Genomic DNA, 22597 nt, shown 5'->3' on the forward strand with positions numbered 1-22597 from the left:
GGTTCTGGCGCGACACTGCGGGACGCGATCCAACGGCTGACGTTGGTCCCAGAGGGTTTGGGAGAGGCGATGCCGTCTCCCGTTTCGATGCGCCTCGCATCGAAGGGGTCTGCAATCGGCTGGGGCTTTGCCCCGAAGAGATCGCACGCAAATCTCGGAACCGCAGGTGTAGAGTTTGCATAAGTCCACCCTTCACTGATCCTCAGCTCAGGGTTTGCGCACAACGATATCCGTTCAAGCGCAGACCTCTCCCCCTGCTCCTTCTTGCAAGCCTCCGCCGAAAGCAGGCGCTGTGTCCGCTATGTTCCGCCAACAAATCACTCAAATAGCTGCACAGCTTGTTATCTGGGACGGATGGTGAATCCTTCAACCATGACGTGAACCATGTCACAGGCGGATTCTCAAATTGGCAGAGACAGAACTCGAACGGGCAGAGAAACGATATGCCCAGGCCAAGGCCCGTCTTCAGGCACTGAAGAACCGGGAAGCGACGAGACAGCGCAAACTGGACACCCGGCGCAAGGTGATCCTGGGCGGGGCGCTGCTCGATCTGGCGGAACGGGATTCCGGCGCTGCTGCGATGGTGTACCGCTTGGTAAGGAACCTCGCCCGTGAACAGGACAGCAAGGCCTTCGCGGAATGGGATGGCGCAGGTCTTGGTGGCGATGCCCCCTCCCCTGCCCCGGTATCTGGCGCTGATCCTGACGGGTCCGGGTAATGCGATCCCTCATGCTCTTTATGGGCGGGTTGGCCCGGTTCTTCTATCGCTTGATCGCGACCCCCATTCTGTTCGGATGGATGATCGGGCGCACGGCATTCGGTGCAATGATCGGCTTCCTGATCGGTGGCGTTGTTGCCCTCTCGACCTTTGGTCCCCCGCTCGGTCAGTCGGCGTGGGAATGGGCGGTCATTCTGCCACCCACCTTCATCGGCGCAGTCTTCGGTTTCCAGTATTGGCGCATGGTCTCCGGGGCAGATGAGTTTTTCGGGCTGACCGGCGATAGTCATGGCTCGGCCCGCTTTGCCAGCCGCAAGGAGCTGAAGAAACATCAGGGTGGTGACGGTCTGCTGATCGGGCGCAATCCGCACACCGGGCGGTTGCTGCGCTATGATGGCCCCGCCCATCTGATCACCCTTGCCCCGACACGGGCCGGGAAAGGCGTCGGCACCGTCATCCCGAACCTTCTGGGCGTGGACCGCTCCGTCTTGGTCATCGACCCCAAGGGCGAGAATGCCCGGATCGCAGGCGAAGCACGGCGGCGGCTTGGCACCACCCATGTCCTCGATCCGTTTGAAGTCAGTGGCCAGCCCTCGGCATGTTACAATCCCCTCGACCGGCTGACACCGGACAGCCTCGATCTGGGCGAGGATGCGGCTTCCCTGACAGAGGCGTTGGTGATGGACCCACCGGGGCAGGTCACGGAAGCGCATTGGAATGAAGAAGCCAAAGCCATTCTCGGCGGCCTGATCATGTTCTGCGTCTGCCACGAGGATCGCGACCGGCGGTCGCTCGCCACCGTCCGGGAATATCTCACCCTGCCCCCGGAAAAGCTCCGCGCGCTGTTGGAACTGATGCAGGACAGCGATGCGGCAGGAGGGCTGATCGCCCGCGCCGCCAATCGGTTTCTGGGCAAGGCGGATCGGGAAGCCGCCTCGGTCCTCTCGAACGCGCAGCGTCATACCCATTTTCTGGACAGCCCGCGCATTGCGAAAGTTACATCGCGGTCGGACTTCCACTTCTCGGACCTGCGCCACCTGGTCACATCGGTGTTTCTGGTGCTGCCACCCAACCGCATGGACGCCTACAGCCGCTGGCTGCGCCTTCTGGTCTCTCAGGCCCTCCAGGACATCGCACGGGACGCAGAAGCGGCCACACAGGCTCCTGAGGCCTCCCCGGCCCTCTCAGAGCCTCACAGCGACGTTCAACGAGCCCAGAAACGGCTCAAGGCCCCTGCCTTGTTCCTGCTGGACGAGTTTGCCGCCTTGGGCCGTCTGGAAGCCGTAGAACGCGCCATGGGGCTGATGGCGGGCTATGGTCTCCAGCTCTGGCCAATCTTGCAAGATATGAGCCAGCTCAAAGACCTCTACAGCGACCGGGCAAACACCTTCATTGCCAATGCCGGGGTGCAACAGGTCTTTGGCGTCAATGATTTTGAAACCGCCAAGTGGCTGAGCCAGATGATCGGCCAGGAAACCACCGGTTTTCAGACCGACACCTACAAGCCAGGTGACAACCCCAGCTTCAGCAACAATCTCACGGGCCGTGACCTGCTGACCCCCGATGAAATCATGCAGATGCCGCCGAACGTCCAGCTTCTGCGCGTCCAGGGCCAGCCGTCGGCGCTTGCACAGAAGCTGCGCTACTACGCGGACCCCGAATTCAAGGGACTGTTCGTCCCGGAAACGCCATAACCGAAAGCAATCGCCATGTCTGACCAGCCTGCCTTCCCTGCCCCGCCCGATGACGATCTCCGTGAAACCGTCGATCTCATGGGAAAGCTGGTCGCGCGAATGTCGGATCGGGTCGACACACAGACGAAGATTCTCAAAGATTTGGACGGCACGGTGGCCGAAGCACGTAGCGCTGCTTTCACAGCAGCCGAGCAAACTGATCCTGAACACTACGGCCAGCTCGTCGGCGAAACCATCGACGGCAAGATCAACGACAACCTGGTCCGCATGGGACAGATGTGTGTCGATCTGTTCAATGCTTCAAACAGGGCGGAGGATGCGCTCAAGAAAGCTGAAGAGGACAAGTCGGCTTCTCTTCGCCAGGTCTGGGATCGGGAACAGAAGGTAAAGCAGTTGAAATCCCGTTTGCCATGGTTTGGTCTAGGTGCTGTCGTTCTGGCTTTGGCGTTGTCGGTGCTGCTTCCTCGTTTCTTAGCCAGCAACGTTTCAGCTTGCGCTGTCCTTGGAGCGTCTTGGACTACAACAACCACTGGTGTTGATGCTTGTGTGTTTTACGTGGAGTGATGTGACCGATTCGCTTTGGAATTGTTTCGGATCTGTAGTTCGGTCTGAATTTTGCTAGTGTTATATATGTGTTAGAATCTGTGTTACGTTATTTTGAAATGACGTATTGATGTTGTTTATCAATTGGTTGTAAATCTGAGGTGCAGCTAATATCCCGTTGAGATGCAGGTATTATCCTGATTTATGCAGGCGTTATCCCGATAAGACTTGCGGTGCAGCTAATATCCCGATAACAACTGGTTTGCAGCTAATGTCCCGTTGAGAGCAGACCTCGTGAAAGAAGACAATCCCCCTCTCCTTCCAGATCGTTACCCCCAAACGGACCTGTTCATTTGCGACATTGCCGACGCTGTTATTAAGAGTGACATGGCGTCGATGGAACACCCCATCTTCACTCTTTCCAAGAAGCCGATCCGCGAGGTCAAAACCTACGAAAATGGGGACGTCGTGTTGGAAGTGACGCCAAGTTCCAAAGGCATCGCTAACATCTATGACAAGGACATTCTGATCTTTGCCATCAGTCAGATTATGGCTGCCAGGAATGAAGGTCGGCCCTACTCACGAGAAATCATGTTTCAGGCTCGTGACTTCATGGAGTTCAGCAACCGGCATACTGGGGGCCACGACTATGATCTCTTGAGAGATTCTCTGGATCGTCTCGATGGCACTCGATTGCGTACTACGATCAAGACCGGCGGTGAGGAAACGTGGGAAGCATTCGGCTTGATCGACGGAGCAAAGATCAAGCGGACGCGGAAGGACGGACGGGTAACGGAATGGGGCCTGCGGCTGTCAGAGTGGTTGTTCAAGGCGATCGAGGCGAACGAAGTCCTGACCTTACACCCCGACTATTTCCGTCTCCGGAAACCCATCGAACGGCGCATTTATGAAATTGCCCGAAAGCATTGCGGGGCCAAGGAGTTCTGGCAGATTGGGCTGAAGAAGCTCCAGAAAAAATGCGGGTCAAGCGATGCTTCGCGAAACTTTCGAATGGCTGTCAGGGCTTTATGTGAGTTTGACCACCTGCCGGATTACTCTGTGAGTATGGAGGCCGACATGGTTTTTTTCAGAAACCGCAATTCGGCCCCTACCCTGCTTGGCGAAGGCTATTCTGTGAGCCTTCGACCGGACACCTTCGAGGCTGCGCGCAGAGCTGCTCCTGGCTGGGATGTGTATGTGATTGAGAGGGAATGGCGCGAGTGGGTAGTGTCTCTTCTCGATCAGGGTATGGAGCCACCACGAAGCCCGGACAACGCGTTCATTGGGTTTTGCCGTAAGTGGGCTGCACGTCAAACAGTATGATATTAAAAGTAACGTGATATTTAATATGCCGTATATTATGCCGGGTATATAATATGCCGTGAAGTAAAAAATAGCGTGACATATAAAGTTGCACGTCATAAAAGGTGCCGTAAAAAAGAGGCAGGCAATGATCGTTAGTGTTTTATCTCCCAAGGGGGGCTGCGGGAAATCCACTTCAGCACTCACTCTCGCAACAGTGTTCGCAAACAATGCAGATTTGTCTGTTGCGATTGTCGATGCCGATCCTCGCCAAAGTATAGCGCGGGTGTGGCTGGGAAAGCGAAAGAGCGAAGGTTTGGAAAAACCACCCTTCGAGGTCATCTCTGATCCATCAGATGGCAGTATTCTTGATACCCTGGAAGCGGCGGAGGCGAAGCACGACTTGGTTTTCGTCGATCTTGAGGGTGTTGCAGGTCTAATGGCCACCTATGCTGCGTCCGCATCTGATATGTGCATCATTCCCATGCGGCCCAGTGCTCTTGATGGGGACGCAGCAGGAGCGGCCCTCAAGATGATCCGGGACGCCGGTCGCGCTGCGCGCCGAACTGTTCCGGCTCGGATTTTGATAACTCAGACCGATGCCGCCATTGTCACAAAATCTCACAAGGAGCTACTTGCTGAGCTGGATGGGGCAGGGGTCGAACGCCTGCAAACCGAGCTTATGCGTCGAGCGCCATTTGAGCGCGTGATGGCTGAAGGCAAAACTCTTTTTGAGCTTGGTCACAATCAGTCCGTAGCAAGCGCGATCAGCAACACGGCAAGACTCGGGAAAGAGCTGGCTGAAATACTGGAGGCGGAATAATGGCAAATAGCTTTCTGAACCTAGATAACGACGACGAGAAACCAGCAACCGATGTTAAGATCGGTGCAGGCTTGAAGGGTAAGCCGAAGGCAAGTCGCACCAAGCCAGACAAAGATGCTGTCGCAAAGGCGGGCGAAGCTCATGGATTCACCCGATCCACAGAGCCTGCTGCTGTATCCACGTTACCCCGAAAAGGTCGACCACCTCTGAACGAGAATATGACCTATTGGCGCATCTATCTTTCCAGCGCACTTCGCGATGAACTGAATCAGCTCCGTGATGAAGAGGGACGGCGATTGAACGACGTCATCGAAGACATGCTGAAAGCATATCGGGATACGAAGAATTAGGTAGAATTACACTCAGAGCAGCCCGAGTTTGCATATTGTTCTTGTATTTAGGGATTCTTCACACCACAGTGTCAGAAAAATACCCAGAGAAGTAGAGTCAGGGGCACTGAGCAAGATGACCGAGTTTGAGATGCTTATGCAGCAGAGTGGCTGGAGTGTGCCAGAGGCCGCCAAAGTGTTGGGGTACTCTGAAGGTCACGTTTATCGCTGGAAGCGTGGTGAAGAGGCTCCACGCGATGGTGTCATGACGTTGCTCAAGATGCAGGTGGAGACCCTTAAGCCCGCTCCAGGCAACACCGATTTCAGCTTCATTGATCTGTTCGCCGGAATTGGCGGTCTTCGTAAAGCGATGGAAAGTGCCGGTGGGCGTTGTGTGTTCACGTCAGAATGGGACCGCTTCGCTCAGGCGACTTATCATGCCAATTTCCCTGACAATCGGCCGATAGCTGGCGATATCCGGGATATCGAGGCCGCCGACATTCCGGATCATGATGTTCTGGTCGCCGGGTTCCCGTGTCAGCCTTTCTCGATTGCCGGTGTCTCCAAGAAAAACGCTCTCGGCAGGGCCCATGGGTTTGATGATGAAACACAGGGCACGTTGTTCTTTGATGTGCTGCGTATCCTGATGCATCATCGTCCAGCAGCCTTCCTTCTGGAAAACGTGAAGAACCTTAAGAGTCATGACAAAGGCCGGACCTTTGATGTGATCAAACGCAAGTTGACCGACGAGTTAGGTTACACGCTTCACACCCGGATCATCGACGCTGCTAATTTTGTGCCGCAGCACCGCGAGCGGATCGTCATGGTCGGCTTCCGTGAAGAGACGGGCTTCAGTTTTGACGATGCAGTCTTGCCCGGGCGGAAGGGCAGGGGGATGCGGGATATACTCCATCCCGAGAATGGAACCGAAGAGCCGGAAGGCCATTTCACGGTCGGCCCGGACGCAGAAGTCAGCAGCAAGTACACGCTGTCAGACAAGCTCTGGAAGTACCTTCAGGACTACGCTGCCAAACATCGCGCTAAGGGCAACGGTTTTGGCTTTGGGCTTGTGGATGGTGACAGCATTTCGCGGACGCTTTCTGCCAGATATTACAAGGATGGCTCTGAAATCCTTGTAAGCCGGGGAGAGGGCAACAATCCACGCCGTCTCACACCAAGGGAATGCGCCCGCCTGATGGGCTATGACGAGAGCTTCCGCATCCCAGTTTCAGATACCCAGGCTTACAAGCAGTTTGGGAACTCTGTCGCGGTGCCGGTGTTTGCGGAAGTGGCCAGGCTGATGCGTCCGCATATTGCTGAACTGGTGAAAACGCCCCTGAAAAAAGTTGGTTGATGTCCACGACACGGAAACACGCCGACGCAACATGGCGGCGATCCGTGGGGCGGACACACGGCCTGAGCTGATTGTTCGTAAGGCTCTGCATGCGCGAGGATTCCGGTATCGGTTGCATGCAAAAGACATTCCCGGCAAACCTGACATTGTACTGCCGAAGTATGGGGCAGCAATCTTCGTGCACGGGTGCTTCTGGCATGGCCATGACTGCCCGCTGTTCAAATGGCCAAAGACCCGCGAAGCGTTCTGGCGAGAGAAGATAGGCCGCAACCTGGCCCGCGACACCGCCGTCAGACGGGAACTCGCGGCAGGGGGATGGCGTCTTGCCGTTGTCTGGGAATGTGCCCTGAAGGGCAGGGGGCGTCTGCCATTGCCGCATGTCATTGACTCCCTAACTGCGTGGCTGTCCTCTGATGCAGACGAATTCTGTATTAGAGGCCAATGGATTGACGAACCCGCTAAACCGACTGCTTGATCAGATGGTCGCGCATGGCGCGGTCAGATTCTACGCAAAACGCCTTGCCCCAAATGATAATTCCAAGAACCAGGTTTATCTTGGTGGTGGCTTTGGCGCTCTGAACATCATTCCTCATGGCGAGATTGAAGATGATGGCAGCTCACTTGCTGGATCGGTCCGGGACAGAGCCAAAGCAAAGGTGAACTTCTTCTGGATCGATGATGAGGGACCGTCGCCTGCTCCGGACGCTCAGCTGATCCTCTATCCGAAGTATCCGGAAGTCAGGATGTCAGGCTTCCTGCGCGGGGCTGAACGGGCACCTCGGGAGCTGATGCGGTCGCGTGATGAGGGCAGGGTGCTTTTCTTTGGCATCAGCCTGGACGGGCGAGTGTTTGGGCATGTCGTGGCTCATGATGACCCTGTTGCAGTAGCATTCGACGCAGCCTCTCATGGGCTCCCGCAATCGGGTGTCTTCATTGATCTTGAAACCATCCGGCAAGGTGGCATCGATCCAAGGCAGGCTCTCCTCAATGCACTGCGGCTGGTTCACGATAAGGGCTGGATACCATCACAGAAGATGGGCAGGGCAGGGGTGCCGGAACCCTACAGCGCCCGGAACGGCGGCGGCTACACACTGGAAGCCGAACTGGGGATTTCGCCGAACAGCTATGCAGAGCCGGACTTCATGGGGTGGGAGGTCAAACAGTATGGGGTTCGAGATTTTGAACGATACACGGCCAAAAGTCCCGTAACGTTGATGACACCTGAACCAACCGGTGGCGTCTACCGCGATGACGGTGTTGAGGTGTTCCTGCGCAGGTTTGGTTATCCTGACAAAGCCGGGAAGGCGGGCCGGATCAATTTCGGGGGTATCTATTCAAGTGACAGGGACTTCCACGCAGAGACAAACCTGGCACTACGCACGGTCGGCTTTGATGCTGAATCCGGTAAGATCACGGATGTGGACGGAGCGATTATGCTCATGGCACGAGATGATACGATTGCGGCTTCGTGGGGGTTCAAGGGGATCATGGCACATTGGAATCGCAAACACGCCAAGGCGGCTTATGTTCCGTCTCTGATGCAGGGTCCTCCCCCAGAGTACAGCTACGCGCCCATTGTTCAGATGAACGAAGGGACGGATGTGCTTCTCTTGCTGGGCGCGTTTGCAAGTGGGGCCGTGTATTATGACCCAGGCATCAAGATGGAAAATGCAGATACAGGTCGGCCAGTCATCAAGCGACGGAGCCAGTTTCGGGTCAAGCATAGCGATCTAACCACCCTCTATCGTGACAACACGGTCACGGATTTGCTCTTGTAATCCGTAACCACATCTTCTCACCTTACCACGAAACTGCTGGCTCCCGATGTTCCTTTGGCAGCGGTTCTAGCGGGTTTCTATCTTTTTTTGTTGATTATTTGATTTGCTCAGAACAACATGAAGAAGTGTATTTCTGAGCGAGAAACTAATTTTGAACGAGAGTTTTCGAAAGTACCCATGGGAGTCAGCGGGTGCCGCGATAAAGTTCGCTTTTGAAATTTCAGCGATCCGCACGCAGGCACACAATGATCCGGACTGGAGCGAAAAGCATATTGGAATTGAAAGGCGGATTTCACCGCTTTTGGACATTCTAGAGGAGCACGCGCCGGTTTCTTTTGTTTCACTGTGGAAGCACAAGCGGCGAGGCGGGGTCATTTCTGCAGTTGCAAGGAGTAAATCTTACCGACCAAACCCGAAGTCAGACCCAACGGAATTTGTTTGCTCAACAAAAGGAACACATGCAGATCTAATTATCAAAGAAAGCGCACCAATTCCTAATTGTCCTAGGTTGCCCTGGCTAAAATCATGGGCCTGTGACGATATCTCAAATCTTCCAGAAGATCCTGACTGGAACACAGTCGACAGAATCATGAATGGCGGTGTCAAAGACAAAAATGGTCTTCCAATAAAATTAAAGAAACAAGTTGCATTTACGCTGGGTGAATTTTGTAAAACAAAGCCATCGCAGGACTTGAAATCACCCAACGCTGGGATTGACTTCTTGTTGAGCGTCTACCTCGATGACGAGAAACTACGCATGTACGAAGATCGCTGTGGCGAATTCGATTTTGGCAGTGATGGTGTCCGCGACTTTACCAAGGCGATTTGCTCTAAGCTAGCGTCCGGAATATGCGCTCTTATTGAAATCAGGCGCAACCGTATAACAGAGCAGATGACCGATATTTCTGCTGAACCCGAAACTCTCGCATCTGCTCTACGAAAAGCTATTTCTAGAGTCTTGCCCGAACAGATTCCTTGCAAGCATGTGTTCCTCTTTCTGGAGAATCCAGATGGAACATTGACTCAGGAAGCGCATGTAGCACGAAATAGTAAGCCACAAGTGAAGCTAACTCCCTCTGAGCTTTCAGCAGTTAGAGAGGTTATCACTAGCGCATATTCATCGGGTAGTTCGGATTTACGGGCATCTTATGACGACGTCGCTTTAGTTGATAAAAGTTTGATAGACGAGCAGAAGCTTGCTTGGGGAGTTCTTTCCGAGACAAGTCAGTTACTTGTCTCACAGCTCCGAAATGATGAAGATAACCATCCATTGGGCTATCTTGTTTTGTGTGATCGAGTTAACGACCTCGCACGATCTAAAGAGTTCAACCATTCTGAGATCGATGATTTCTTCGATTGGGAAGACGAACTATACCTAAATCACATTACGCATATACTTGATTTTATCGCGGGTTTGTACAGATCGCGTGAACGCAGCATACAAAGAGCGATGGTTCTTGGACATGAGATCCTTACTCCGACGACTTTTATTTTCGAGTCAGCCCTTCGTCAGCATGAGGTTATTTCTGGCCAACGCGACATGCCTAAGCGGATGCAAGCCAAAGAAATTGAAGACATAATGGTTACGTCCGAATACGTTACCACCTTGGTAGAATCCCTTACGTTCCTGCAGCCCGTAAACGATATTCCACCAGCACATAGGTACGATCCCGATTACGTTGGTCTGCATAATGTTGTAAGAGACATGAAGCGGATATGTATCCCACTCGCGAGGAAAAATGGTGTTAGCATCGACCGAATATTTGTAGGTGCATTTTTTGTTGACCTTTTCTTCGATGAGCGGGCTCTGAGTCAAGTAATCCTGAATTTGCTAGTGAATTCAATTAAGTACCTTACCCCATTTCAGAAGCAAAGATTTAAAGTTTCTGTCGATGTAGAAGAAGTGACTCTGTCGGAACTTTCAGGAACTTCTGATATCCAGACTGCTGCCCCAATTTTTTACTCAGACTTGGTAGCGCGCGATGTTAAGAACGGCCACTTGATTACTGTTTCAGACTTTGGCATCGGCATTGTTGGCACTAATCCACAGAGAATTTTTGAACCAGGCTTCAGGGAAACCGCGCACATAAAGGCTGGAATCTTTGGAGCTGGAATTGGATTATCGGTGGTTCGAAACATTCTACGAGACCATCGGGCAGACATTTGGGTTGAGCAATCTTCTAGCCCAACCCAGATATGCATTTTTTTACCAGATGAGCTGCAGTCTGAAGAATACACAAAAGATGATTTCTGGTGGAGAAGGTAATCGATGAACAAGACTGATCAGTTCCTGCTGTGGATAGACGACGATCACCAACTTTTGGACCACGCTGTGTCTCGTCTGCGGGAAAATGGGATCCTCGTACTAGTCGAGCCGGATGTCGATAGAGCGATTGAGATTATCAGGCAGCGTCACAACGAGGTTCTTGGTGTCTTGATTGATTTGATGATGGATCCCGGTGAGACTCTCTCCGTCTATCCAACTGAAGGCGGGTATGAGACAGGGTTTTGCCTTGTAGACTATTTGCAATCAGAAGGGCTACTTAATGGGCTGAACGTCAGGCTGTTCACGAACGCTCAGCCTGCTGTCCGAAAATATCCTCATGAAGAATCTGAGTATGCTGTAAAAATTGAGCGAAAATCACGCTATAAGGGCGTCAGATTTTTGAACTTCGTCACCAAGGAGTTCCTCGAGAATGACTAATGAGACTTCAGAGTCAAAGAAAACTGGACACGGAACACTGCTCTGGATCGGCGTCGCTCTGGCAGTCGTATTAGCTTTGTTAGCTGTTTTGTTGGTTTCCAAGTATCTTCCTGAGCAAGCAATCGAAGGAAGCCAACTGCTGAACTTCCTCGGCATAGTTATCGGTGCAGTAGCATTGGTCGCTACTGTTGGCTTCCTAGTGCTAGCTTTCCCAATATGGAGTGAACTTGGCGCAATTGCTGAAGAGCGAAGCGAAATCGCTAAAGACCGCAGTGAGACACTTGAGCTCCAACATCAAGTGAAAACGATGATGCGCGACCTGGAGAACGATACATTGGATCTCCGTCAGAAATTTGAAGCGACTATAGCCGAACTGAACGCACCATATAGCCGATACACTGGAATTTTTGAGTCTATTCAATTATTTAGTACAGTTATACGCTACATCGGCACTCCATTATGGGAAGATCCAGACCATGGTGAAGGATCCACAGCCGAAACTGAATCAGAGCGCATAGAGCGGCACGTCAGCCTTGTCCAACAGTTGATGGCCGCTTTAGCTGTGGAACCAAAACTAAAGACGAGCCTCTACTTATCATTTCTACGGGATGCAATTGGGCACCTAAGAGCAAGCGACGATGAGATATTCTTTGAGTTCTTGGAGACGAGACTTGCCGTTGTTCACCCATCAGAAGAGAAAGACTTGGAGGTGTACAAACATGCACTAGCGAAGTTCCAAGTCTTGCGAGGCGAGGCCGTAACTTGGAGGCGGTCGCAAAAGCCAACAGGCCTAGAGTAGTTCAGCTAGTTTGCCGCTGCGCTTGTTGGCCCATTCTTTGAAAGCAAACATCTTTAGTCGAATTCACTTAACATAACCCTGATTATAGGTCGCAAATGTTGACCTAAAAATCAGGTCATGTTTCGTCGAGAATATGAAGATCATGAGACCCATACCATAAGGTGTCAGGCCGTTAAGAATCGCCGCTTCTAGGCTGGTGCTGGCATTTCGGAAACTACATCATCAAGCAACTTTGAAATCACCCCTGCATGTGCATTTATGGTACCCTCGACGTAGTGCGGGTGACCATTCTCATCTTCATAGCGGTAGGACGCTTCTAAAGCAGCCGCATCCTCAGGAAGCGGCACTCCCAATTCCAACAGCAACTCATACGCCTTAACTACGAAGTTGAAGAGGCATGGATTGATATTTACGGCGGGGCCAAACCAGTGAAACTTTGCCTCGCAAGCAGCACGAGTTCTTTCTTGCCATCGCCCCCTGACGGCATCTATCGCACGGTCAACCTGGTCCCGCCGTAGAATACACATCATCATTAAGTCGCTATATCCAGGCGTTGGAAGAACACGAACGTTTGCCCGCACCTCTTCTTGGTGATGTGCCAAATTACGTATGGCTTTCAAGGCATTAAACTCTTCGATGCAGTGAAAGTCTCTGTTAACCGCGGCCTTGACGCGATCATTCAAACTGTGCGCTGCATTTAGGAGATCAAAGAGTGTATCCGGGCTTGGTTCCCCGCAGTGACGTTCGTAAGAACGAAAAAGTCTTCCAGCTCCTTCAGAAGCGGATTGGATAGCTGCGTTGTTTGCTTCATTTGCGGTCAAAATTCACTCTTTCTACTTACTTCAAGTCTACAGATTATTGCGCCCTCATCTTTACCAGTTGATCTAGCGTCTACTAGGTATCGTCAGTGTGTTAGGTCCAACGGGCTTCGCCGCAAGCTCCGTAGCGGCCACGGCCTGCCGCGCTTCAATTGCTGTAAATGAAGCATTTAAAACTTTTTCAAGAATGCCAAATATCGCCGTCATGTCTTCTGGATAGGCCCTTGGGAAGTATGGCTTTCCCTGCCAAATGAGAGGGCGCAGACGATTAGTATTCACAGTATAGAGATGATCACACACTACATGTGCGGTGATGCCTTTCTTGCGGCCATCAGTGTTCGGATTCCACGACAATGTATGGAAATGGGTACCTGCTTTTTGCGCGGCGCTCGTGACTGGCAGAACAATGCAAGTATCATGGTGCAGCTTTTGGGCTGCACGAATAATGATGCCAGGGTGCTCTCTTTCAAACTCAGGTGAATAGGCATCATGATGAAAATCAACCCAATACATCTGCGACACACGAGGGCGACTCGTCAAACGTCCAGTACGTCGACTTAGAGGTACATAGCCTGCACTGACAATCTCTTCGTGTGTTGGAAAAGGGTGTCCAGCAGCGGTCTTCATAGCTGAAACGTCCGGTGCGTCGCCAAAATTGGCTCGTACATAACCAGCATCCAATAGCTCTGCATCAGTCGGGAAAGATGGCCCCGTGTCAGCATCTTCGTTTTTGTCTTTCTCAACTGACATTAAATTGTGCTTTCTTTCAAAGATTTATGGGTGCTGCAGTATTCATTGGGCGGCTATAATTGCCATCTAAAGCATCGCGGAGTATTTGCGCATAACCGGACTGATAGACCTCGATTTGAGTGTGCCGCTTGCGATAGGATAGACGTCTGCCTGGGGTGTCCGCTTCAATCCGCATGCGAGCCACCCCCCTGACGCTAGGTGCTTGGCGATGCAATGCCAGTGAAACCAGCAAGTCTTCTCCATATCGGTCCAGAAGGTAAGTTTTATCTTCAGTGAGAGCCTCAGCGACTGAGTACATTACTTGCATTAAGTCGGATACTTCAGGCTCTTTCTTACCCTTCGGAACGGCATCTGAATCGACGGGGAACAACGGCTCAGCGTCATCTGCAGCCCCATCGAAAGCCCAGGGCTCATACCAAATCGCACCAATATTTTCGAGAACGTTGACACGCGCCCAGAAATTTTCCCACGTCTTATGACCTTTGGGGCGATGTGGCTCGGTCCATGTTCCGCCTGCCGCCCTAGTACCACTAAGCCTAACCGCCCAAATAGCGTGTACCCCAACCTCAAACACCTTGCGAGCAGGATAGTCCTCCAATGGAATCTGACTGAGCGCAGAAATCGGGACCCCAAAAGTAGCATCGACTTGGGTCAAGCCGTACAAATCGACTAGCATTCGCAACAATAATGGATCCCCAGCCTCCCGAATGCGCCTTAACATAGATGCTTCGACATCCAGTCCCGTCACTATTGCCATAGGTAGAAAGATTGGGTCGCTCTCTAAAGGTACCGCCTGCAAACGATACTGGGGAAAAGCCCGAGTAGATTGTTCTGTATGTTCCGCTAACCCGTGTTCAATCAGCTCATCAACGGCAACCTTTGCCCGAGGCTTACCAATGCCAATATGTCTCTCACATGCCTTGGTTGACCACTTACTGAGTTGGTGATCGCTACCGGTGCCAGCCGACAGCACAAGGTAAGTACTTACGAGATTAAACCTATTGGAACTTGCCACTTCCCATAGCCGTTCCCAGACCTCACGGTCGACGGCAAAGAAATTTCCACCACGCCCCTTGCCGCGCTTGGCAGGCTGAGATTCTTTGATGATGGGATCAGATCCTGACAATTGGCACCTCCTGGGTCGTGATATTTCTTGCAAGCATTCTTGGCATCTGTCCCCATCAAGGTAATCAAGATAATCAAGGTATTCAAGGACAACGTAACCAATCAAGTACTTCAAGTAATTAAAGTAACATATAGTATAGAACACAAAGATAAATTTCTCACCTAAATCAGATAGTTACCCTCTCACGTTAGTTGATTTTTAGCGTTTGACGCTCTATATTCTGGGTACAGCTTCGGCTGCTTCGGCTTAACAGCCTTTTCGAATGAACACCGCAAGGTGCTAGGAGAGAAACTGTAACCGGTTTCTCTCCTTTCTTCCATAAAGCGCCTGCATCGCCTCAATGCCAGCATTTGTGGAGAGAAACCCAACAACGATTGGCGAAGCGTTCGCAGCATCGGTTGACGGGGAACATCTTGGACATAAAGCTCCTCTTGCGCGTCACGCACCCGACAATGTCAATTGCTATAAAGATGCACCTACTAGGGCCAGTCAGGTTTGGATCCGATGATCCTTGCCGCAAAATACTTCCAGCAATTCGCAACAAAAATTAGCCCAATCCGAAAGGGTAAAGCTGGCAAGCCTAAGCGAATGAATTTTGGTAGGCTACGGTGGACGACCAGAAGGAGCAGTTTGTCACCCACGAAAAAGGCGCAGCCGGTTGCCCGAACTGCGCCTAAGTTTTGACAGCAAGGGAGGAGAAGCCGCCGATCAACGCCCAAGCCGGTTGTAGAACCGGCTCATGTGCTGTGCATTGCCTTCGATCTCGAAGCCGCCGCTTGTCTTTCTAACGCGAGTGCCGGATGCCGCAGCGGCTTGCCGAACCTTACGTTCAAGAGACTGGTTGATGTCGCGCTTGATCGCATTCGCGAGCGACTGTCCGGAAGAGAAGGTCCGGCCCTTGTACTTGATCCCCATAATTTATCCCTTCGGCGGATAAGGATCGTTGCCATAGCTCCAGGCCTCGCGGAACTGACCGCTACGATTCTGGATACGAAGCTCGGCACCTTGGTTCTGAGCAATGCCGCGACCGTAGCCGATAGCATCAGATTGGGTATCGAAGCTTCGTGTGAGACGGTCGTTGCCTTCGCCACGAACGCCCCATTTATCGCCGTTCCGAACGACGTACTGGTTTTTTCCAGCCATTTTCTGCTTTCCTTTCGGTTTCAATACAGACTATTGATTGCAACATCGCAATCAATCTCAATGTTGCGATATAGACAGGAGATTGCAAGAGTGAAATCACTATGAAGGAACAGTTTCTGAACGAGGCGTTTTTCCACGCCCTCGATACCCATCGTCAGGTAAAGAAACTAACTTGGAAGGCTGTCGCTGAAAAGGCAGGCGTCAGTGCCTCCACCCTCACCCGAATTGCCCAAGGCAAACGCCCCGACGTCGATACCTTGGCCGCCCTATGTAAATGGTCTGGACTAAGTGCCGACGACTTTATCGCCTACGGCAATAACCCTACCAAACCGGAGCATTTGGCGGAGATCGTCGCCCATCTCAGAGCAGACAAAAACATCAAGCCCGAAGGGGCGGCGGCTATCGAGGTTATGATACGATCCGCCTACGAGCAGTTCCGTAAGGAGAAACAGGTTGCCGACGACTAAGTTGAGGCGAGGTTTCGTCAAAGAAGCGAACGAATGGGCAATCGATCTGCGGCAGGAGCTAAACCTCTTGCCGCAAGAACCCATGTGCCCATGGCGGCTCAGCAAACATCTGAGAGTTCGTATCATCCCGCTCAGCGCCCTTCGACAATGTCCTGAGCGCACACTTCTATTTCAACGACGCAAGGGGTGCGGATTTTCAGCGGCGGTTTGCTTCGATGGCATTGAGGCTTTCATCGTTATTAACGACATCAACGATCCAAAACGACAGGTATCGGATATCGCGCACGAGCTTGCGCATGTGCTTTTACGTCATCCGCCCTCAAATCCATTTCATGCTGATGGTATTCGAGAGTTCTCTGCCGAACATGAATTGGAGGCTGAACGCCTGGGACCGACGCTTTTGGTATCAGGGCATGCTGCACTCGAAGCATACCGCAGCATTTCCAGTGGAGCGCACACTCTGTCTTCGCTTTCTGACACATGGAATATTACCGAAGACGTGATCCGGATGCAGATCAACCTTTCAGGTGCAAAAAAGCGGTTCCGCAACGCAGCCTAAAAGCAGCCGTCGGTTTTTTGGCGCTCGGATGACTGCAGCGTCCCGCACAGCGGACCTAGCCAATCCTGAAGACTAGATGGCCAAAAAACTTGCCAAAACTACAAAGGTTTTGCCGACGGATTTTGTCCGACTTAAGCCATTGATCTGACGTTGGGCAGTGGACGCGGACAAAAACGACCGTTTTAGGCATAACTTCCACTGCCCTACCTAAACACTGACATCGTTGCGCTTTGCAGTGATAGTATCCTAAGCTCGGCTCGAAGCCACTCATCGGCAGATTACTTGGACCTTTAATATCGAAATTTTGATTCTCGGGGGACTAAAATGAACTCGATTCTACGGTTCTTAGCAGGCATTTTTTTTACAAGGACAGCTTCCGCCACCTTTGTTTCAACGATGCTTTTTTTTGCTCAGTCAACAGCTTCACTCGCTCAATCCGAAAGTGATAGTCCAGAAATCGAAATCAGCTCCGCCATAATGACCGTACTTGAAGTAAATGCTTCAAATTGTGCGAGCTACAGGCATCCGACTCTCAAAACATTCGCTTGCCAGAGCGAAGTGGGTTCATATCAAGCTGGGAGATTGGCGCACGCAGTTGAAGCCCTAGCGGTCTCGCTACTTGCTGCAGGAGTTTCATCCACTTCAAGCGATATTCAACGATCCATCTACGAGGATATCGCTCAGTTTGGCGTTTACCGGTCAATCTCGATTCCAGCTATGAACCTAGTAGATTTATCTCATAGCCAATCAAGTCCGTTTGGCACGGAAAGTGGGATGGTTTCGGCTACCAGTATGATTGCCCTCGAATACCTTCATCCTGGAGTGATTAGCGCTACGGGATCCACACTAGAGGGTGTGGCAAACCTTGCCGACACTAGCCTAACAGAAGGGCCGCAGAATTTCGACGAGTACATGACCGCATATGCCGGTCGCCCAACGGAGCTAGGCTCGCTTCGAATGTTCGGTGAGTTTCAAGACTCGGCACCGATTTTGAAGAGGTTCGTACCCCCAACCAACCAAATTTCAGCATCCGGGGGCAACTTGCTTAGCGATTTCTTCTTTGAGGAGCCGATCGCGATGGACGGTAAGCGGTCAAATCCTTTAGGCCAGCTGGTTTCTCAAGCTGGTATGGTGGCATACAATAGTGGGCGTCCTCTAACTGAGAGGCACGCCAGCGAAAGCCCTGAAGATTTCCAGATGAATTTTCTGGGCGATACACCATTCTCCGGCATGGCATGCACACTTTGCGCAGGTTCTGCAGATGAAACCGGCGACGGTGTTGAGACGGAATATATTTCGGCTCCGATGTTCACGGAAGAATTTAGTGTCGTATCAATCACTGCAGCATCACCGGGCGACGGCAATACTGCAGGTGGAGACCCCAGCGAACTGGTAAGCGGCATTGACCTGATGTCTTCTGCGTCTGGCGCAGCAGAAAACTCAGCCAACTCTTCCTCAACCGACAGCCAACTTATTTCTCCAGAAACCAAAGAGAAAGTGGCATGTTATGCATCCTGTGGGGTCGCCGAAGTATTGACAGAAGGAGGTGACGTTGCCGCTGAATCCTTTAAGGCAGCAAAAGACCTACTGACGGGTGAAGGAAAAGATGCATGGCGTGAGAATCTGAATGACGTTGTTGAGGAGGTAAAGGACGTAACACAGATTCCAAACAAGTGTGTGGAGACTTGTGAAAACTTGGATAATCCTTTGGACGACGACGGAAATGAACCCAAGAATGACGACGACGGTAACACTGATCTAACCGACAATGGCAACAACGGTGGTCAGGGAGACGATGACACGAATGATGACAACGGAACGACTACAGTAGGCGCGGGCGACTCTACCGGCGATGCAGTAGCCAGCTCAAATACGGAGTCAGCTAGTGCCGGTGATGTAGCCTCTACATCGGTACCGGATGATGGCGGTGGTTGCGACCCCGAGATGGAGGGTGAGGGCGGTTGTAATTGCCATGCAGACAACCAAGGTATGATGCTCATGCCTTGCACGCCAGATGACGGCGGGGCGGGTCCTACGATGGAAAGTTCACTTGACGAGCTGAATTTCGGACAAACCCGTTGGTTGTTTCGTCAACCAACTCAGCCGGATCAGATTGGCTCAGTTTTCTCGGTAACCTACAATGTTGATGGTCCCACCGGGGCAATAACTCCCAATCCGGTCTTTACGGAAATCCAAAGTACTGGATCAGGCTTTCAAACCGGTGGCGGTAACCCAATTCCAAACCCTGGTGGATTCCAGGGGAGGGTATCTTCCCCCATTTCCATCGGTGGAGGCATAAGCAATCCTCCGAACATCTTTGACTGATGAGGGGGAAGCACATGATGCCTGGAAGATTCACCGCTGCACTTCTTCTCTCGCTTGTTTCATTCTCGGCGAATGCACAGGGTGTCGGCGGCCCTGGTGCGGGTACAGGAGGTTTCACCTCAGGAGGGATGGGATCTGGGATCGCTGGGTTTGACGGCTCAGCGTCTAGTGGTGTTTTCGGTAATATTCCGATTTCACCAGGTAGCCCGACCACACCCAGTGGACTAGTAGAAAGTCTGGTGGAAACTGAGAGTGTCTTGGACCTCTCATGGCTTACTGAAATCGACACATCTGATCTGCCAGACTTTAGTGACTTTCGCTCGGACAAGAAACTGAACGTTGTTTCAACATTCTCCGAGGAAGACCTGAAGTTTGGATCAGTCGATCTCGAAATTTTCTCTACGCAGTACGATCTCGATGCCTTCTGCGACAACCCCGTCATCGACCCGGGCGCAGCTCGGCTGCTAGGGATTGACTCGACAGTGCCTCCAGTAATCATCACTACCTCATGGTGGATCGAATACCTACAGAATACTAGTCACTCGCCTTGCAAACCCATGATGTGGGTTACGGGTGAACCGAGATTAAAGATTGTTGCGTTTCCAATTGCTTTTGATGGCCTTGTCCCGGTGGCAGGTGAAGACCTATTGCCAGATTGGATTTCGTTGCTTCACTTGGCCATTGCCAGTACGGGCCTTTTGCCGGATGAAGTACAATTCGGCCCCTACTATGGAGAACCCGAATGCAGAGTCTGGCAGTCTCAACCGACCGGTGCAGCATACTATGCTGCGCTAGAAAGCGCAGAATGCTTTTCTGGTTTCAGGGATGGTAAGAGGCTTATCGGTACAGAGTTCCCAGTCGTACTGACTCCGAGGGATACACACGACCAAGACTCAAATCAGGACTTTTCATCTGCAGAGCTCAAGTTCCTTGAAAGTGACTACGGTCATACAGAACTCGGCAATCTAGATAATCTTTTGGAGAACTGGTCAGACTTGGACTACGGCATCCGCGGGTCCACGTTATCTGTAGGCGTGTTTGATACTCGCCGAGATAGCACGGAAACGTCTAGAGCACGTGATCCCAGAAACACTGATGAAAACTCTGTAAATCGGCCATTTGCAATATGCGAATTAATGGCATCAGCACTCAACACAGATAGCTATTACACACGACGTATCTGGGATTCCTGTTTTTGGTCCCCTCGCGCCATGTTCTCTCTCGAGAACTCCAATGGATGGACCAATCACGACTACTACAACGAAAAATATGAAGAATCCTTGGAGGAAGCCCTCGTGTGGGCCTCACTAAAAGATTTGTTTTTCTCCGAGAAATTTAACTCGAAAGTGCTAGAATCTGGACGTACCATTGTTCCAACTCTGAGCGATAATGATGAAAGCAACGACCATAGGAAGGACGTTGCCTATAAGCTATTGGGAGAGGGTTTGGTTTTCACTGAAACCATCTGGCTGATTGCTCATATCGATATGGAATCCCCAGAAGCTTGGAACTTGATCTCTAAGTATGTTTCAGAAGCTTCATTCTCTGAAAATGACTCTTACGGCGGTGATTTACTACCCATTTGGGCTGCTCGTAAGTCCATGGAGAATTGAGAAGCTCTTCTGCTCGATTACGAAGTCTTAGTGGCCGTGCGTCGGGCCCCGGTCGATGTCCCGATCCTTCCGGACTTCCTGATCCTTCTCCTGATCGCGATCGTCCTCAATTTCCAGCTTCGCGCGCGGCTTGTTCAGCACGTCTTTCAGCCGCTCGTTCACGGACGGCTTTCGACCTTCGCGCCCATAGTCCTCCCCAAGCTCCGGATCGCTGTGACCGTCCACTCTATGAACCGCAGCCTGGCCTTCGCGCCCTGCGTCCTTTTCCATGATCTCTTTGAGCCGCTCCCGCGCATAATTGCGGCCTTCCGGTTTCGGCGTGTCGTCCTTGTCCCGTGACCTGTCCAAGACGCGCGCCAACCGCTCCCGGAAATCATCCGAGGTGCGGTCGCGATCTTTCGCGGTTGCGGCCCTGAGTGCCGCCAAACCGGCAGAGACACGGCCCTCCCCTGCTTCGCGTTCAATCCCGTAGGTCTCACGCGCAATATCCAGCCGTTCACGCATTTCGCGGAAGGCGGCACGGGCCTGGCGGGCGGCGTGGACGACAGCCCCGCGCTCCGTGATCGGCACATACTCCCGGCCCTCACGCTCGGCCATTGCCTTCGCGCGTCGTTCCATGGAATTGGCCGCTGGCCCCAGCTTCAGCTCCGGATCACGATCCAGCTCCTCGGCAGAAAGCTGATCGCCACGTTCCTGCGCAGCCTCACGCTGCTTCTCAAGGGACCGATGATCGACACGCTCAACCTCACCGACACGCTCAAGTGCCCGGTTCTGCAATTCAGCCCAGACACCGCGCATCTGCTCGATCTCGACGCCGCCGGTCTTCGCGGAATCGAGCACGCGGGTCTTCGCAGTGAACCCCTCGGGCTCCAGCGTCCGCGTCGAGGTCAGAACGTGCGCATGGTGGTTACGCTGATCGCCCTCGCGATGCGGGGCGTGGATCGCCACATCGACGGCCACACCGTAACGACTGACCAGCTCCTCGGCAAACTCGCGGGTGATCTGTGACCGGTCCTCGGCACTAATCTCGGATGGCAGGGCCAGCTCCCATTCGCGGGCGGTGACGGAGTTACGGCGGGTTTCGCTGGCCTCAGCCTCGTTCCAAAGTTTGGACCGGTCCTGCGCCCAGGCCGGGGCATTCTCGGGGGCGACAATAAACGTCTCCTCGATGCCCTGCTTGCGGGTGTAGTCATGGACACGCCCCTCACGTTGGCATTCGATGCGCTCACCCGCACGGTAGGCTCCCGCCGCTGTCGCAGTGCGTCCGGCAGAGCGTTTGATCGTCTTCACGGAGAGGTGGTAGCTGGCCATCAGCACCCCACCGAACAGAGACGCAAACGCTGCCGCTGCGCCGCTTGGCTGACCCCGGCCAATGGCCCGACATTGGCCCTCCGGTCAGCCGTCTTTTCCCCGGAAGCCCGCGCTCCACAACGCTGGGGCCGGAGGGGAAAAGACAGCCCCGTTGAAGGGGTGCATTGCACCTCTGAGGCGCGGGCTTGCCTGTCATCTGCCCCCAGATCCCCAGCCTTATGGTGGGCGGGATATGGGAACAGATAACAGGCGGTTTGCCACCGGCAAACCCGGTTCGTGGTGGCACCGTCAGGTCCAACGTCACGAATCTCCCGCTGGCGAGACGCCAGAACCAGCCCGGCCCCCACCGTGAGGCATCGGGCGAGGTTCTGGCGCGACACTGCGGGACGCGATCCAACGGCTGACGTTGGTCCCAGAGGGTTTGGGAGAGGCGATGCCGTC

23 protein-coding genes are annotated in these 22597 nt (G+C 52.7%); 17 read left to right on the plus strand and 6 right to left on the minus strand.

Features of this window, described 5'->3' with window-relative positions; all coding sequences use genetic code 11:
• The 13 genes from Q0802_RS23530 to Q0802_RS23590 all read left to right on the plus strand — a co-directional run.
• A partial coding sequence (locus tag Q0802_RS23530; protein WP_298922385.1) for a hypothetical protein occupies positions 1 to 183 on the plus strand: 183 nt, incomplete at its 5' end.
• A gap of 223 nt (positions 184 to 406) precedes the next feature.
• Positions 407 to 718: a mobilization protein gene (locus tag Q0802_RS23535; protein WP_298922386.1), complete on the plus strand. Its 312-nt coding sequence runs from the start codon at positions 407 to 409 to the stop codon at positions 716 to 718.
• A complete protein-coding gene (locus Q0802_RS23540) occupies positions 718 to 2412 on the plus strand; it encodes a type IV secretory system conjugative DNA transfer family protein (RefSeq protein ID WP_298922387.1) in 1695 nt (564 codons plus the stop codon). The genes Q0802_RS23535 and Q0802_RS23540 overlap by 1 nt, the downstream gene beginning before the upstream one ends.
• 15 nt (positions 2413 to 2427) lie before the next feature.
• Positions 2428 to 2976, plus strand: coding sequence for a hypothetical protein (locus tag Q0802_RS23545; RefSeq protein WP_298922388.1), 549 nt, complete (start codon positions 2428 to 2430; stop codon positions 2974 to 2976).
• A 273-nt stretch (positions 2977 to 3249) separates the two neighbouring features.
• On the plus strand, positions 3250 to 4278 hold the full coding sequence (locus Q0802_RS23550) for a replication initiator protein A (RefSeq protein WP_298922389.1): 1029 nt from the start codon (positions 3250 to 3252) through the stop codon (positions 4276 to 4278).
• A 127-nt stretch (positions 4279 to 4405) separates the two neighbouring features.
• Positions 4406 to 5080 carry a ParA family protein gene (locus tag Q0802_RS23555; protein WP_298922390.1) on the plus strand — a complete coding sequence of 225 codons (675 nt, stop codon included), beginning with the start codon at positions 4406 to 4408 and terminating at the stop codon, positions 5078 to 5080.
• Positions 5080 to 5430 carry a hypothetical protein gene (locus Q0802_RS23560; RefSeq protein WP_298922391.1) on the plus strand — a complete coding sequence of 117 codons (351 nt, stop codon included), beginning with the start codon at positions 5080 to 5082 and terminating at the stop codon, positions 5428 to 5430. The genes Q0802_RS23555 and Q0802_RS23560 overlap by 1 nt, the downstream gene beginning before the upstream one ends.
• 28 nt (positions 5431 to 5458) lie before the next feature.
• The gene (gene dcm / locus Q0802_RS23565) at positions 5459 to 6763 is read left to right on the plus strand and encodes a DNA (cytosine-5-)-methyltransferase (RefSeq protein ID WP_298922392.1); all 1305 of its coding nucleotides are present in this window, start codon (positions 5459 to 5461) and stop codon (positions 6761 to 6763) included.
• Positions 6756 to 7238: a very short patch repair endonuclease gene (locus tag Q0802_RS23570; protein ID WP_298922393.1), complete on the plus strand. Its 483-nt coding sequence runs from the start codon at positions 6756 to 6758 to the stop codon at positions 7236 to 7238. Before dcm ends, Q0802_RS23570 begins: the two co-directional genes overlap by 8 nt.
• A complete protein-coding gene (locus Q0802_RS23575; RefSeq protein ID WP_298922394.1) occupies positions 7210 to 8541 on the plus strand; it encodes an MvaI/BcnI family restriction endonuclease in 1332 nt (443 codons plus the stop codon). The genes Q0802_RS23570 and Q0802_RS23575 overlap by 29 nt, the downstream gene beginning before the upstream one ends.
• Before the next feature lie 151 nt (positions 8542 to 8692).
• On the plus strand, positions 8693 to 10807 hold the full coding sequence (locus Q0802_RS23580) for a HAMP domain-containing sensor histidine kinase (protein ID WP_298922395.1): 2115 nt from the start codon (positions 8693 to 8695) through the stop codon (positions 10805 to 10807).
• A gap of 3 nt (positions 10808 to 10810) precedes the next feature.
• Positions 10811 to 11245 carry a hypothetical protein gene (locus tag Q0802_RS23585; protein ID WP_298922396.1) on the plus strand — a complete coding sequence of 145 codons (435 nt, stop codon included), beginning with the start codon at positions 10811 to 10813 and terminating at the stop codon, positions 11243 to 11245.
• The gene (locus Q0802_RS23590) at positions 11238 to 12044 is read left to right on the plus strand and encodes a hypothetical protein (RefSeq protein WP_298922398.1); all 807 of its coding nucleotides are present in this window, start codon (positions 11238 to 11240) and stop codon (positions 12042 to 12044) included. Before Q0802_RS23585 ends, Q0802_RS23590 begins: the two co-directional genes overlap by 8 nt.
• 188 nt (positions 12045 to 12232) lie before the next feature.
• On the opposite strand, the gene Q0802_RS23595 is transcribed toward Q0802_RS23590, so the two are convergent.
• The 5 genes from Q0802_RS23595 to Q0802_RS23615 all read right to left on the minus strand — a co-directional run bounded on the left by Q0802_RS23595 (position 12233) and on the right by Q0802_RS23615 (position 15881).
• A complete protein-coding gene (locus Q0802_RS23595) occupies positions 12233 to 12865 on the minus strand; it encodes a hypothetical protein (RefSeq protein ID WP_298922399.1) in 633 nt (210 codons plus the stop codon).
• 63 nt (positions 12866 to 12928) lie between these two features.
• On the minus strand, positions 12929 to 13612 hold the full coding sequence (locus tag Q0802_RS23600; protein ID WP_298922400.1) for a type II toxin-antitoxin system PemK/MazF family toxin: 684 nt from the start codon (positions 13610 to 13612) through the stop codon (positions 12929 to 12931).
• Between the two features lie 16 nt (positions 13613 to 13628).
• Positions 13629 to 14738 carry a hypothetical protein gene (locus tag Q0802_RS23605; protein WP_298922402.1) on the minus strand — a complete coding sequence of 370 codons (1110 nt, stop codon included), beginning with the start codon at positions 14736 to 14738 and terminating at the stop codon, positions 13629 to 13631.
• A 708-nt stretch (positions 14739 to 15446) separates the two neighbouring features.
• Positions 15447 to 15653, minus strand: coding sequence for a hypothetical protein (locus Q0802_RS23610; protein WP_298922403.1), 207 nt, complete (start codon positions 15651 to 15653; stop codon positions 15447 to 15449).
• 3 nt (positions 15654 to 15656) lie between these two features.
• Entirely contained in the window at positions 15657 to 15881 is a 225-nt protein-coding gene (locus Q0802_RS23615; protein WP_298922404.1) for a DUF2188 domain-containing protein, read from the minus strand.
• Positions 15882 to 15982: 101 nt separating this feature from the next.
• Here Q0802_RS23615 and Q0802_RS23620 point away from each other — a divergent pair, with 101 nt between their 5' ends.
• The 4 genes from Q0802_RS23620 (at position 15983) to Q0802_RS23635 (ending at position 20845) form a co-directional block, all read left to right on the plus strand.
• Positions 15983 to 16348 carry a helix-turn-helix transcriptional regulator gene (locus Q0802_RS23620; RefSeq protein WP_298922405.1) on the plus strand — a complete coding sequence of 122 codons (366 nt, stop codon included), beginning with the start codon at positions 15983 to 15985 and terminating at the stop codon, positions 16346 to 16348.
• A complete protein-coding gene (locus Q0802_RS23625; RefSeq protein WP_298922406.1) occupies positions 16335 to 16907 on the plus strand; it encodes an ImmA/IrrE family metallo-endopeptidase in 573 nt (190 codons plus the stop codon). The genes Q0802_RS23620 and Q0802_RS23625 overlap by 14 nt, the downstream gene beginning before the upstream one ends.
• Before the next feature lie 324 nt (positions 16908 to 17231).
• The gene (locus Q0802_RS23630; RefSeq protein WP_298922407.1) at positions 17232 to 19232 is read left to right on the plus strand and encodes a hypothetical protein; all 2001 of its coding nucleotides are present in this window, start codon (positions 17232 to 17234) and stop codon (positions 19230 to 19232) included.
• A gap of 14 nt (positions 19233 to 19246) precedes the next feature.
• Positions 19247 to 20845, plus strand: a complete 1599-nt coding sequence (locus Q0802_RS23635) for a hypothetical protein (RefSeq protein WP_298922408.1) — start codon at positions 19247 to 19249, stop codon at positions 20843 to 20845.
• Positions 20846 to 20872: 27 nt separating this feature from the next.
• Here the strand turns inward: Q0802_RS23635 and mobQ are convergent, their stop codons facing one another.
• Positions 20873 to 22156 carry a MobQ family relaxase gene (gene mobQ, locus Q0802_RS23640; RefSeq protein WP_298922410.1) on the minus strand — a complete coding sequence of 428 codons (1284 nt, stop codon included), beginning with the start codon at positions 22154 to 22156 and terminating at the stop codon, positions 20873 to 20875.
• Between the last annotated feature and the right edge of the window lie 441 nt (positions 22157 to 22597).

Source organism: uncultured Roseobacter sp. (assembly GCF_947495275.1).
GTDB lineage: Bacteria > Pseudomonadota > Alphaproteobacteria > Rhodobacterales > Rhodobacteraceae > Roseobacter.